This window comes from Bacillus sp. FSL L8-0099 (assembly GCF_038006385.1).
GTDB lineage: Bacteria > Bacillota > Bacilli > Bacillales > Bacillaceae_G > Bacillus_A > Bacillus_A toyonensis.
This window is the reverse complement of the sequence record NZ_JBBOVC010000001.1, coordinates 4,169,489-4,182,375: the sequence shown is the minus strand read 5'-3', so window position 1 is coordinate 4,182,375 and position 12,887 is coordinate 4,169,489. Positions and strand designations below refer to the sequence as shown.

At 32.6% G+C, this 12,887-nt stretch carries 11 protein-coding genes and 3 pseudogenes; 10 read left to right on the top strand and 4 right to left on the bottom strand.

The genetic code is table 11. The features are described from left to right. Positions 1 to 115: 115 nt before the first annotated feature. Positions 116 to 253: pseudogene (locus MHH42_RS21140) on the bottom strand (recombinase family protein); the annotation flags it as partial. Between the two features lie 1,094 nt (positions 254 to 1,347). On the opposite strand from MHH42_RS21140, the gene MHH42_RS21135 reads away from it, so the two are divergent. Beyond that, positions 1,348 to 1,707 carry a hypothetical protein gene (locus MHH42_RS21135; protein WP_070173763.1) on the top strand — a complete coding sequence of 120 codons (360 nt, stop codon included), beginning with the start codon at positions 1,348 to 1,350 and terminating at the stop codon, positions 1,705 to 1,707. Positions 1,708 to 2,022: 315 nt separating this feature from the next. Here the strand turns inward: MHH42_RS21135 and MHH42_RS21130 are convergent, their stop codons facing one another. After that, positions 2,023 to 2,277 carry a hypothetical protein gene (locus MHH42_RS21130; protein ID WP_000734398.1) on the bottom strand — a complete coding sequence of 85 codons (255 nt, stop codon included), beginning with the start codon at positions 2,275 to 2,277 and terminating at the stop codon, positions 2,023 to 2,025. Next, positions 2,277 to 3,371 (bottom strand): Rap family tetratricopeptide repeat protein, encoded by a 1,095-nt coding sequence (locus MHH42_RS21125; RefSeq protein WP_070173762.1) that lies wholly within the window; start codon positions 3,369 to 3,371, stop codon positions 2,277 to 2,279. The genes MHH42_RS21130 and MHH42_RS21125 overlap by 1 nt, the downstream gene beginning before the upstream one ends. A 231-nt stretch (positions 3,372 to 3,602) precedes the next feature. Between MHH42_RS21125 and MHH42_RS21120 the strand changes: the two genes are divergently transcribed. The 9 genes and pseudogenes from MHH42_RS21120 to MHH42_RS21075 all read left to right on the top strand — a co-directional run bounded on the left by MHH42_RS21120 (position 3,603) and on the right by MHH42_RS21075 (position 12,509). Next, entirely contained in the window at positions 3,603 to 5,264 is a 1,662-nt protein-coding gene (locus MHH42_RS21120) for an AHH domain-containing protein (RefSeq protein WP_070173761.1), read from the top strand. Positions 5,265 to 5,299: 35 nt separating this feature from the next. Continuing rightward, the gene (locus MHH42_RS21115) at positions 5,300 to 5,869 is read left to right on the top strand and encodes an imm11 family protein (RefSeq protein WP_070173760.1); all 570 of its coding nucleotides are present in this window, start codon (positions 5,300 to 5,302) and stop codon (positions 5,867 to 5,869) included. A gap of 216 nt (positions 5,870 to 6,085) precedes the next feature. Continuing rightward, on the top strand, positions 6,086 to 6,658 hold the full coding sequence (locus MHH42_RS21110) for an imm11 family protein (protein ID WP_070173759.1): 573 nt from the start codon (positions 6,086 to 6,088) through the stop codon (positions 6,656 to 6,658). A 141-nt stretch (positions 6,659 to 6,799) separates the two neighbouring features. Beyond that, complete coding sequence (locus tag MHH42_RS21105; RefSeq protein WP_070173758.1) at positions 6,800 to 7,252, top strand: YrhA family protein; 453 nt, start codon at positions 6,800 to 6,802, stop codon at positions 7,250 to 7,252. An 18-nt stretch (positions 7,253 to 7,270) separates the two neighbouring features. Further along, positions 7,271 to 7,726, top strand: a pseudogene (locus MHH42_RS21100) (SMI1/KNR4 family protein). A gap of 273 nt (positions 7,727 to 7,999) precedes the next feature. Beyond that, positions 8,000 to 8,266, top strand: a complete 267-nt coding sequence (locus MHH42_RS21095) for a winged helix-turn-helix domain-containing protein (protein ID WP_070173757.1) — start codon at positions 8,000 to 8,002, stop codon at positions 8,264 to 8,266. A 302-nt stretch (positions 8,267 to 8,568) separates the two neighbouring features. After that, positions 8,569 to 8,664 (top strand): annotated as a pseudogene (locus MHH42_RS21090) (sporulation initiation factor Spo0A C-terminal domain-containing protein); the annotation flags it as partial. A 901-nt stretch (positions 8,665 to 9,565) separates the two neighbouring features. Further along, positions 9,566 to 10,984 carry a glycan biosynthesis hexose transferase WsfD gene (wsfD, locus tag MHH42_RS21080; protein ID WP_340894045.1) on the top strand — a complete coding sequence of 473 codons (1,419 nt, stop codon included), beginning with the start codon at positions 9,566 to 9,568 and terminating at the stop codon, positions 10,982 to 10,984. A 199-nt stretch (positions 10,985 to 11,183) separates the two neighbouring features. Further along, positions 11,184 to 12,509: a glycosyltransferase family 2 protein gene (locus tag MHH42_RS21075; RefSeq protein ID WP_000395075.1), complete on the top strand. Its 1,326-nt coding sequence runs from the start codon at positions 11,184 to 11,186 to the stop codon at positions 12,507 to 12,509. Between the two features lie 228 nt (positions 12,510 to 12,737). Here MHH42_RS21075 and MHH42_RS21070 read toward each other — a convergent pair whose 3' ends face one another. Beyond that, positions 12,738 to 12,884 (bottom strand): YycC family protein, encoded by a 147-nt coding sequence (locus tag MHH42_RS21070; protein ID WP_001247671.1) that lies wholly within the window; start codon positions 12,882 to 12,884, stop codon positions 12,738 to 12,740. Between the last annotated feature and the right edge of the window lie 3 nt (positions 12,885 to 12,887).

Genomic DNA, 12,887 nt, shown 5'->3' with positions numbered 1-12,887 from the left:
CCTTGTTACATATACGTTTGTGGGTATTTTTTGTCCCGTATGGCTTAGTAGGAAACCACAAGTATTATCCCTTGTAGTTCCTGAAGAGAATTTAAAGACCAGTTATGAAATAGAACTAGGAAACTCCTTTTTGCTCTCTGTATTCTTTTAGTCGTCTTTTAAATGTGGCTAAACTACACCCCGCAAATTCCGCCCCTTCAGGCTGGGCCATTTTCCCCTTTTCTACTTGGTGGATAGCATGTAATAAAGCACCCTAACACCCCCACGCAGTTGCTAAATAAATAATCTGCATAATTACCTTGTACTATACCGCCGTTTGTGTAGTAGGTATGTACAAAGGTGTACCTTATATACCAAGCCCACCTAAAGTACCATCTAGCACAGCAGCAGTACCACACTATTCCCAGTCACTATACTGCAATCACACTATGTAGGGGACAAGGGCATAGCGAGGATAATGGGCAAGGCAGGTGTGCAGTACGCATAGGTATAGTTACACAGTAATACATACAAATACATACATAGTACAAGACAATATACAAACATGTAATAAGTAAATATGAAGTCAGACCGAAGCCGCTATTTGAAGGTGTTAGTTGGGTTAGAGTGAACGGTAGGTAATTCATATATTCTTTATTTTGAAGGAAGGGGTGCAAGGGGGAAGTCACCTTAATATATACCTCATCTGATGTCTGAAACAAATATGCACCATTTTTCTAAACTTGGGTAAGGGTATAACAAGAATTTCATCTTTGTAAATAGCTATTCTCTTTAAAAAAATTTTGCGACGGGACTAAAAACCTCGGACTGGTAAGCGGTTTATATATTGGATATAATAAAATTATTACTACTTCTTTTAGTGGGGGCATTTGTCACCTCCTACCGCTAAATATAACAAGTGCTAGCGGTATAGTAGATGGAAAGACGTATAGCAAAGGTCAAATTGCTGTACGTCTCTTTTTATGTCGTCTTAGCAATCTTTTCTAAATTATTAACAGTTGCTAGTAGAGATTAATAAAGATTGATAGTAATGAGAAAGGTTGGTTCAAGTTTTTTGTATTTCGCTTTTGATGATTCTTTTGAAAAATTACACAATATTTTTATTAACTCTAAATGGTTGAGGTTTTGGGAAAGTAATTACTTCTTTAGCTAGGAGATTTTCATCTTACTACCATTGAATTAAAAACAGCACTAGGAGTATAATGAACGGAAAGTTGTAAGGAAAAAGCATATGCCTTTTTATAGCATATTGAAAAATTGAATAAAGCATTAGAAAAAAGTAAATGAGTTTAAAAGAAAAATATATAAAGGGATAATTATGTGAAATGGAAGGTGGGGGTTATAACAATGATAAATAAAATTATAGTTACTTTAATACAGGAAAGGGTAGCTGACACATTCGGCTACCCAGTATACAGGCTTGATAATGCAGAACTGTTAAATAAGGAAGTATTCACGGAACTACTATATGAAATGGAATACAAAGACCATTCCTTTTTTATGGACGATATAATAGTAGAAGCAGCAAAGGTAGGTATGACGGCTGAAGAAGTCCTATATACACTTACAGAAGTGTGTAATGCTTATAAGGATATAATAGACATGCTTGAACATGCCCCTGAGCTACATAAGCAAAAGTTAATAGATACGTTCTATAGTTATATTAATGACGGGCTACAAGCGGAAACGAAGGCACTTATAAATTAAGGGCACCTTAACGGGTGTCTTTTTATTATTACTTAAACTGGCCGTTTCTTTAAATAAGTTTAATATACTTCAATTATCTTTATTAAACTTTAATTGCCTTTCCTTGTTGTATAAGTGAAATGCGTAACCTACTTTATTTGTATTTAATTTTAAAGCGGGTGCTTTATTAAGCTTTATTTATGAAGTGCAGTTATGTAGTGAAAATAAAGTGATTTAAAGAAATTTAAACCTATATAAAGTTAATTAAATTGAAATATAGAATATGGAACAATAAAAAAAAGCCATACAAGTAGTATGACTTTCTTTATGAAACAGTTAAGCTTTTGGTGCAGGTGTGTCACCTTTATTATAAGTTGGCGAACCAGTATTACCATCAGCTATACCCCAAGGTTCTCCGTGTGTGTAAGATGGAGACCAACCTTCTCCATGTGTATATTCAGGAGAACCACCAGTATGACCGTGACTATACGATAAGTCAGGTCTTTGTGGTGCAGGTGTGTCACCCTCAGCCATTGCTAAGAAACTAAATGCCGTAACCGATAATAGTAGTACTGTTTTAAGCTTTTTCATTATACTAACGCCCCTTTTTCTTCATATTTCTTTCTTGCTTCATTACTCATGTAAAAATACCTACTTGCCTTCTTTTCGTTTGCTTCCTTATAAAACATAGTTGCTAATATTTCCGTGTATTCTTGTACGCAACGTGTTAAATTTTCTGCTTCGAAGTAGGAAATTCCTTCTAAAACAACACTTTCCAACGTTAGAGAATCAGAACCATTATTCATTTCCTTCAAGATATTAAAGCGATGTACGTATTCCTTATTTTCTATCTTAGTACAAGCTGCAAGCCCTTTTTCAATGAGTGTATCAACCTTGTTGTGTTCACCCAATTTATAATATTCCCTAGCCTGTAAGAATATAGCTTTATAATGGTTTGGAAGGTGTTCTGTAACTTCTGATAAATGACGGATAGCTAAATCTGAAAGGTTTTGATTTGCGTATAACCAGCCTAAATTATTTCTAATACGTAACAGTAGTTCCGTGTTATTAATCTTTTTAACAATATCAATAGCTTTATTTAAGTGTTCTTCTGCTTGTTCAAATTGTCTTATCTGTATACATGCTAAGCCTAGGACGTTTTCACATAAAGCAATGTTAATGTTATAACAGTTAGTTTTGCTGAAAAAGTCTTTTGCTTTGTTAGCATATGAAATAGATGGTAGGGGTTTATAAGTTTGGTAATAGAAAGATGCCAACCTATAATTAAATTCTGCTTCTTCTACTTCATTCAGTGTGTACATTAAAAGTTTCTCTGCTTTTCCGAAGTATTCATTTGCTTCATTATAGTCTGCAAGAATTGTGCTGTGAATAGCTTTGAAGAAGTGATAATAATAGGATAAAAAACTGTTATCAGGTATATCAAAGGAGTTAATTTCATTAAAGCTATCTTTTGTAATGTTAAGTCCATCGGTTAGTACTTTATATCTAAAGTCTAATAATGAATAGTATAATAATAAATTTTTATCTTCTTTTATACTGGAAAGCTTATCTTCAACTTCTTGTTTTAAGTTTGTTGCTTGTATATTTTGGTATTGTAGTATAGCTTGATACCAGTCATTAAGTAACTTTGTAACTTGTTCATTCCCCTTCACTGGAACGTGCATGTAATCCCTTCCTTTTCTGAATAGTCTTACATTAAATGATAACAAGAATAGAATATAATGGAAATTGAATTTCGATATTTCTCAACATTTGTTTAACAATTTTATTTTCAATTATATAACTAATCGTATTAATTCTACCTGTTTAGTAAATTCAAATACTTGGTACAGTGAAAAAATTCTACATGGTATAATTTTCTTGTGAAATACTGTATAAAGAAGGAAGGGCAAGGCATGAGTTTAAACATGTATTTAGGAGAAGTACAACGCCAAACTCAAAGTATGAATGCTGTATGCAACGCTACCATTCAAGGTATGGAACAAGTCATTCAGTCGATTGACACCTTTGCAATTGATACTGTTCTACAAGGACAAACTTATAGCAGTGCAAAATCATTTTTTGTACAAACCTTTCGTCCTTTAGCACAAGGAATCATTTATCTGTGTGAAGAGTTAATTCGTCAGAATGATGCTTTTCCAAGTCAATTTCAATCACAAGTCGCTTCCACAGATGTAATCGAACAAGAAATATTAGAACAAATTCGAGAAATTGACCGAATGAAAGCAAGTATGGAAGCCATCAGTCAAACTATGCCAATCCCAGGTATGGACGCTATGGCGAATCTTTTTACTGTCATGAGGAAAAAACTGCAAGAAAAATTAGAACATCTATATGAATTTAATTATACTTCTAGTAATAATTATGATACTGCACTCCAACTAGCCGCGAGCATTGCGACAGGTTTAGCAGAGGTACAAAGTGGAAAAGGCTTTAGTCCTGCGAGTGGTACATTTAGTACACAAGGGTTGAATATGGAGTGGACAACTGCTATTCAAGCGATTGGAGAAGATAGGGCACGCCAAGCTAGCAATCTTCTAAATGACAATTTATCAGATGATAATATCGAAGAAGAGGCAATGTATGATGATACCTCCCTTGAAAAATCTATGCTTAGAAAAGTTTGGGACGGTATATACGTTGGTTCTGGGCAAGTTATCGGAGAGATTGTAGAAGGATTCAATTCACTAGACGATACAGTAACAAAAGAAAATATCAAGTATGCTATAGGTCACCCTCTAGAGACGGCATATACTATGTGTAATACTTTTTCGGATTCATTTATGAATGATGTTTGGCATGGTGATGCGGAAAGTCGTACAAAATGGGGAACAAGTATTTTTATGGAATTTGGGTTAGGATGGATTGGGGATAAAGGGATAAGCAATGTAGGGAAAGTAACTACACTCGGTGAAGGTGTAAATCTAGCAAAGTTTTCTACAGGAATCTCTTCTGCTCCGAATAAATTACCGTTGACAGAACGCTTTGCATTCGCAGGTGCTAGTGGCTTTGGAAGTGCAAAGAGAAAAGCTTCTGAAATGTTACAAGAAGCCCGTGATACATTTATGTTTTCCAAAACTGGTGGAAGAAGTAGGGTCAAAGATGTTCAAGAAGTAATAAAGGAATATGCAGATAAAGTTCTTGATAGAGTAGATGTGAAAAATGATTATCCCGATTCGTATACAGCATCTCAAAAATTGCGTGCAGAACTTAAAGAAGCAGGGATTGAACCACCACCGTATCCTAATGCGGCACATCATATTGTACCTTGGAATGATGGTAGGGCTGTGGAAGTACAGGAATTATTAAAAGAGATTGGAATACACCATGATGCTGCTGTCAATGGGGTATTTTTACCGTATAAAGTGAATGATTATGTGACCACTGAAGTACTGCATATAGGTAGCCATTCTAAAGAGTATATAAGAGAAGTAACAGAACGACTAAATAGTGTTGTGGAAATGGGTGGTACTCAAGCTGATGTAGCTGAAGTTTTACACAAAATAAGACAAGATTTATTAGAAGGTAAGATAAGATTAAATGAACCAAAGAAATAACTATATGTCAATAAATGGTGAAGGAGAATATACATATGAAGATTTGGCAATTAAAAAGTTCAACTAGTGATTATCAAACTTTTCAATTATTAAATTATGAAGAGGACAAAAAATATTTTAAAAATGATTTTAACTCTACAGTGAGTTTGTCAGATTCATGGACAGTTAAATTTATTGAGATTATAGATGAAGGGTATCAAAGTGATTGTCCTATTTTTTGGGGGAAATCTGGTGTACAAATAATTAGTGAGAAAGCTAAAGGAGTATTAGAACCCTTAGTAGGCAATAATGTTGAATTTTTACCATTAATTCATAAAACAACAAACGAAAAATACTATGCTATTCACGTTTTATGTGTGTTAGATGCACTTGATATTAATAATACAATATTTGAAAAATTAAGTTCAGGTTTAATAATAGGCTGTGAAAAATTTGTATTTATTCCTAGTGTTGTTCAAAATGAAATGTTTTTTAAATTGTATATAAATGGAAAGATTCACCCGAACTATATTTTGGTAGCAGATGAATTTAGAAATGCAGTTTTAGAAAGTGATTTAAAAGGTTTTGAATTTGTAGAGATATGGGATTCAGAAGCAAATATGTAGTTAAATTGACTTTCAAAAGCTGACAGACATTATAAAAAAGCAGAACCTCAGCTTTCATCAGGTTCTGCTTTTTTGCTACCTACTACCTCACATATACATAGGCTTCATTTGCTGTTACATAGTATGTTTTGCCATTGTAAATGGTAAATTAAAATTAAATAAACCGAAGAAGGAATAATTTTATTTATGCTAGAAAAATAGTAAAGGAGAAAAAAGATGAAAATTTGGCAATTAAAAAGTTTATTTGATAACTATAAATCTTTTCAACTATTAAATTTGAAAGAAGACCGTAAAAAATATTTCGATGAAAAAATTGATTTGGCAATAAAGCTATCTGATTCATGGGGAGAAATTCTTGTTGAATGTGTAGAAGGAGATAACCATAGTGATTGTCCTATGTTCTGGGGGGAACTTGGCACGCCGATGGTTAGTAGAAAAGCAAAAGAGGTATTAGAACCTCTAATTTGTAATAATGTTGAGTTCCTTCCGCTAACCCATGATGTTACAGGTGAAGTTTATTACCTAATAAACGTTTTAAATACAATTGATGCAATTGACTACAATAAAGCAGTTTTTGAAAAACTAAGTACAAGATTAATAATAGGTTTCGAAAAATACGCATTTTTGCCTAATATAGTTGAAGGGCAGATAATATTTAAAACCTATTTAAATCAAAGATTACACTCCTCTACTGTTTTAGTGTCTGACGAATTTAGAAATGCAGTTTTAGAGAGTGATTTAAAAGGCTTTGAATTTGTAGAGGTATGGGATTCAAAAGCGGACATGTAAAAGAAAGTCCTTAAAATAACTGATAGGAGTTAACAGCATGGACACAAAAGTTTCAGAAATCCTAAGAATGTTAGACAATTATGAGGGAAATGAGAAAGGAATTTTTGAACAGATTCAAGCTGAAGCAATGGTGAAATTTATATGTGGAAAAATCTGATTTTAGAAATTGAAAAAATAGAGAAAAGTTTTAATGATAAACTAAGTACACCAGCAACAGATAGCGAAGTTCAGAAATTAAGAGAACATGCAAAAGAGAAATTTAATGTTGATTTACCAAGTGCATACGAAGAGTTTCTTAAAATTATAAATGGTTTAGATTTTAATGGGCTGGTACTTTACGGAGTTGATTCTCCTTTACTAGAAACAGAAAAAGATGAACAAATTTGCGGCTTTATAGACACGAATGAGATTTGGTATGAAAATGAGTTTCAAAAAGAGTATCTTTTCTTTGGGGATTCAAATATTGCGTGGTTTTGCAAAAACTTATCAGACAGTACTTATCTAGAACTCGATAAACCATCTGGCACAGTGATGAACACATATAATGATTTCAATACAATGCTTGGGGAAGCATTGAAAACAGCCCTTCTGTAATAAGGAGGTAATTAAAACATGTTTAATTTTTTGAAAAAACACATTGTAGCAGACGAGAGTATTAAATCTAATCAAACACCTATTTTTTATCCTTTACCAAAAGAAGAGATAGCAGAAGCAGAAGATTTGTTGAAAATGCAATTCCAAAAAGAATTAAAACGTTTCTATGAGGAAATTGGCTATGGATTTTTAAAGATTAATAAGACTCTTATTAACAGATTCATGGACCCATCTTCTGTTGCAGATTTTCGTTTAAGACAAGATATTTATGAATATAATCCTAATTTCGACGATTTCGATGATGAAGAATCACTAGTATTTTTTGAAGTATCAGAGATTAGCTTTTTAACAATTAAATTTAAGCAGGAAAATGAATTAGGTCAATGACCTATATATTATGGTTCAACGAAAATAGAGGATTCTTTAGAAGAATTTTTAATAAAAATGGAAGAAAATCCTGATTATTATATTTAATAGATATCAATTCTATTTTGTAGAGTCGGGCATTATTGGTTCATCATTTTAAGAATTGTTTTCTAGCTTATGTGATTGCGAAGACAAATAATAATTAATTATGAGTAACAAAAGTAAGACTTATGCGTAATTCACATAAGTCTTTTTAATATTACCCCACAGTTAAGAGGAAGTTTTTATTGTTTTTGTAGTAATTAATTTGTGCTATATAGAAGGCTAGGTGTCATTATTGTAAGTACTAAAACATATAATAAGGAAGAAAGGTGTCTATTATTGGCACTATTCAAACGTACTAACTTAGATAAAACCGAACTATTGTTACTATACATTATGAAAGACTTAGAAGCTGATAAAGTACCAGTGAAGTTATCATATAATCAGTTGCAGGACTATTTACGTGCTAACCGTAATACAACGTCAAAGGCAATAAAGGGACTGAAAGAAAAAGGTTTACTATCTGTTACAGTAGGACAAGGGAAAGCTTCTAACACTTACTACCTTACATTAGAAACGGTGTATAAGGATAACTCATGTATTTGAATAGAGTTTATTTTTGATTTAATAAAATTATAGAATAAAGCAAAAAAATTCTTGTAGGAAATTGTAAGTGATTAACTATTATTCAGCTGCGAGGAAGTTGGATTCATCCTATGTTGTAATAGATTACTAATAAGTTATATATAAGTATTCAACAGGCTAAAAAATAATGTCTGAATATAATTGAAGGTACTTCAAATAGGGGTACAATTAAATTTAGATAAGCAATAGATTGTACACTTCTAGCCAATAAATAGAGGTTTTTAATAATTGTTATGAAATACAAAACGCCTTGATATAGCGATGGTTATACAGTATCCATGTCAAAAGCAAAACCTACGAATTCTGAGTTTATCGCAATGGTTGCGGATAAGTTGAGACTTGAACATAAGGCTAGCTGAGAGTATAAATAGCAAAGCTGACGATGAAATCTAGAAACAATACTAATTTTAAAAAATAAAAGTTTCATTCAAAGGCAAATGAATTTTATGATTCATTTGCCTTTTTATTTTGTAGAGAAGTAAAATTTTTTTGTAAATTAAAGGCTCATTCAACTCCCTAGGATATAAAGTCTATATTTAGAAGGATTACTTATAAGGGCACGGTCTTTTATATAATATTTTGCGAGAGGTTTTAATAAATACAGATGGGGGGACGAGAGCGGAAAAATAAAATATTAACTTGGCTAGGGATAGTAGTGGTTATAGGGGCTTGTGGTGGTGGCGACCTTTTGGATATTAAAACTTGCAGATTATCCAGTAGATAAACAAGCAAGTGCTGAAATAGATAAAAAGGAGAATCGCTGGTAGTAGGTAGTAGGTAGTAGGTAGTAGGTAGTAGGTAGAGGGGGATCTATATGTTACTGGAAATTCTACTGAAAGCGAAGCAACTACAGCGATGCAAAACAAGTGTAATAAAGTGAAACTATAAGTAGTGGAGGTATCCATCCCTCGCCTCTTATTAGTGCGAACGACGTCCTAATAAGAGGCCAATTGAATTTTTTATTGCTGAAAGAAGCTAATATTTAAATTAATAAATAAAATATTATGTTGAAAGATCAGATTAACAATTGACAGTTTAAGGTAGATGATGTAAAATTTTGTTGATTTTTATATTGTGAAAGCTATAGTAAATAAAGAGGTATATTTACTATAAGCTTTCGTATTTCTAGATTCTTTTTTTAAAAATATGACAAAATAGGTTGTAATTTACACTTAAAAAGAGCTGGAAGGATAATGCTAGTTGCATGTTTGTCTGGCAAAAAACGATGACGTAATGGCATGCATATAAAGGAGATAAAAAATGCAGACAAAGTGGTTAAAATGGGAAGTTATAGCAGTTGTTGTTGCGGCAATAGTAATGATTGGTTTATTACTTATTAAGCCTATTGTTGGTCTCGCTGACAATGGTGACTTTGAACGTATTATGATTCAAATTGGATTGGCTTATCCAGATCCAAATGAAGCGAGGGTAGATAAATACTTTTCATTTATCCATCATTTATATGCTTATGTGAATCCAGCTGCAGGTGATTATGTTTCTTCGCAGTTGTTTCTCATGGTTCCAGCTTTATGGATTGGTAAAATATTACCAGGACCTTGGTTTGATATACGAGTTCTAGCGGTCGAATATATTATGATTTTTCTTCTAGCACTATATCTAATTGTCAAACTGAATAAAACGAATAATAAAATCGTGAATGGTTTTCTTGTAACGTTAACAATTGTTGTTTTTGCAGATATTGGATACATACTATATTTTAATTCTATGTATGGTGAAGCTGTAACGTATGTGTTTCTATTTTTAACAATTGCATTAGGAATACAACTTGCGCGTCAGAAACATCCGTCTATTTGGTTAGTTATTTTGTTTTATATATCAGCAATAATGCTAGCTTGTTCTAAAACGCAGTATACACCAGCAGGATTTATAGCAGCATTACTTACTATTAGACTATGGTTTATACGCAAGGATAAAGTATGGAGAAGTGTAATTGTATCAATGGCGGCATTACTTTTAATTTTATCTTTCATTTGTTATAAAAGCTCACCTGCCTGGATTGATAAAATTAATATATATCAAACAGTATTTTATGGGGTTCTTAAAGATTCTCCAAACCCAGAACAAGATTTACGTGATCTTGGAGTTGATCCAGAACTTGCTGTAAATGCAGGAACTCATTTTTGGTCTAATGCAGCGATACCACAGGAAGACCCGAGATTGCACAAAGAATTATATAATAAAATAAAATTCCCTGATATCGCCAAATTTTATTTGACGCATCCACAAAGATTTTGGAGTAAACTAGAGGCAACAGCTGAATATGCTTGGACTATCCGACCGTCCGTTGATGGGGTTGCTTTTCTTGGTAATTATGAGAAAAAAGATAATCCAGTTCCCGCTACTCAAGTGGAGACATTTTCTTTATGGAGTCATGTGAAAGAGCAATATCATCCAAATGGATTCATATGGATTGTTCTTTTATACGTTTTATATGGACTAGGAATTTTGCTAGAATACAGAAGAGCTAAGACGCATAGTGAGCGGCTTATTCCTGACATATTTACAGCGGTAGCTATAATTGGCATGATTTCTTATGTGGTCCCATTTGTTGGAAGTGGAGAAGGGGATTTCGCTAAACATTTATTTTTATTTACAGTTTGCTTAGACGTAATGTTAGTAAGTGGGATTTGGTGGTTAGCGAAAGGTAGATTACAATAAAAGCTTAATTAATAGAGGATAATAGTCAGTGGAGATAGATAAAAAAAGCTGACTAAAATTCCACTGTATTTTATGATTATTTACGATACTAATCTTCATCGTTATGTAAGAAAAACTATTTGAAATACGAAACGAACTAGATTATTATTATTTAAGAGTCTATAATGGTGTATATTGGAAAGATTTTAGGAGGATGGACATGGAATTTTTGAGCGGAAAAGTAGTTACCGTGTTATTAGCATTGTTTTTTATCATTACAGTATATGTTAATATTAATACGGTATACTATGTAATCATTTCCTTTTTTGGATTTGGTAAAGCGAAACGTGATTATGAAATAATTGAAGATAAGACAAAGTTTTTAATATTAGTTGCAGCACATAATGAAGAGAAAGTAATTGGTTCAACTATTGATAATTTAAGAAAAATTCAATACCGAGATGATTTGTATGATATTTATGTTGTAAATGATAATAGTACGGATAGAACAGGTGCTATTTGTGAAGAAAAGGGAATGAAATATGTTAATACAAGTGAACAGCTATTTCCTCGTGAAGGCGTAGGGAAACCAGCAGGTTTACAATATGCGTTACGTCATTTAGGATTTGATAAACTGACTGAAAAATATGACTGTTTAATGATTTTAGATGCTGATAATCATGTCGATTCGAATGTTTTACAAGAGTTAAATTCACAGTACATTGCTAAAGATAAGCCAGAAGCGATTCAAATTTATTTAGATTCAAAAAACTCAGCGACTAATTTATCGCTTGGTTATGCTATGAGCTATTACTTAACAAATCGTTTCTTCCAGCTGGCAAAATATCGTCTGGGATTACCGAATGCTATTGGTGGAACTGGGTTCATTGTTAAAATGGAGTACTTAATGAAACATGGTGGTTTCCGTTTTGATTCGCTAACAGAGGATTTAGAATTAGAGATGGAAATTGTTAAAGATAATGGAAGAGTATTATGGAATCACTTTGTTCGAGTATACGATGAAAAACCAGATAACTTTAAAATTAGTATTAAACAACGTACGCGTTGGTCTCAAGGGCATTGGTATGTTGCATTTACAAACTTTAAACCTATGGTAAAAAAACTGTTTACTGAAAAAGGGAAAATAAGAATTATTGACCAGTTGTTTTATCTATTCGGAATGACTCGTGCAGTTCAAATGACAATAACCTTGATAGGTATTTTAATTGCTTTAGGATATGTTGTTGCGACGCAATCATATCAAGATATCCCTGCAATAGGGAAACGTTTAGTTGCGATGATTTTAGGTGCGAGTATTCTTTCTTTAATATTATTCCTGTATCAATTTGTTGTTTGTATGTATTATGCAGTTAAGGTAGATACAAATAGAAAGTATAAACTTATCCAAATGAGTTTTTCTATCTTTTATTACGCATATACGTTTGTTTATGCTCAAATTGTTGGTCTAATTAAATGGAAGCAACAACATACATGGGTGAAAACAGAGCATAATAAGACAACGATAAATCATAAAGTGGATAAATGATAAAGGTTTAATATATTTCCAATAGAGAAATGAAAGAGCGGTGCCATGAGGCAACGCTCTTTCATTTTTTTGTTCAAAGAATGCTTGTAAGAAAGCGATTAGTTGTGGGATCAGTAGGAGAATAAGACAAGATAACTTATCTGGTGGAAGTTTCACTGTATGGAAGATGTACTTGTGATAGTATATGTAGTAAGGATAAATTAAAAAGTCCTGCAAAACAGGACCATATTATTCTTCGTCTTTATTTTGTTTTTCTAATTCAACTAGCTTTTGAATTAAAATGTGTTGTGGCATATGCATGAGCTGTTCGAGCGGCACACCTAATGCTTTTGATAAGCGAACTGCAGTGTCTGGAGAAATTTGTAATGGTCTCATAGA

Excerpts from the sequence above, each read along its gene's own strand:
- wsfD (WP_340894045.1), top strand. The coding sequence starts at position 9,566 with ATGCAGACAAAGTGGTTAAAATGGGAAGTTATAGCAGTTGTTGTTGCG.
- MHH42_RS21105 (WP_070173758.1), top strand. The coding sequence starts at position 6,800 with ATGTGGAAAAATCTGATTTTAGAAATTGAAAAAATAGAGAAAAGTTTT.
- MHH42_RS21130 (WP_000734398.1), bottom strand. The coding sequence starts at position 2,277 with ATGAAAAAGCTTAAAACAGTACTACTATTATCGGTTACGGCATTTAGT.
- MHH42_RS21125 (WP_070173762.1), bottom strand. The coding sequence starts at position 3,371 with ATGCACGTTCCAGTGAAGGGGAATGAACAAGTTACAAAGTTACTTAAT.
- MHH42_RS21110 (WP_070173759.1), top strand. The coding sequence starts at position 6,086 with ATGAAAATTTGGCAATTAAAAAGTTTATTTGATAACTATAAATCTTTT.
- MHH42_RS21115 (WP_070173760.1), top strand. The coding sequence starts at position 5,300 with ATGAAGATTTGGCAATTAAAAAGTTCAACTAGTGATTATCAAACTTTT.
- MHH42_RS21075 (WP_000395075.1), top strand. The coding sequence starts at position 11,184 with ATGGAATTTTTGAGCGGAAAAGTAGTTACCGTGTTATTAGCATTGTTT.
- MHH42_RS21135 (WP_070173763.1), top strand. The coding sequence starts at position 1,348 with ATGATAAATAAAATTATAGTTACTTTAATACAGGAAAGGGTAGCTGAC.
- MHH42_RS21070 (WP_001247671.1), bottom strand. The coding sequence starts at position 12,884 with ATGAGACCATTACAAATTTCTCCAGACACTGCAGTTCGCTTATCAAAA.
- MHH42_RS21120 (WP_070173761.1), top strand. The coding sequence starts at position 3,603 with ATGAGTTTAAACATGTATTTAGGAGAAGTACAACGCCAAACTCAAAGT.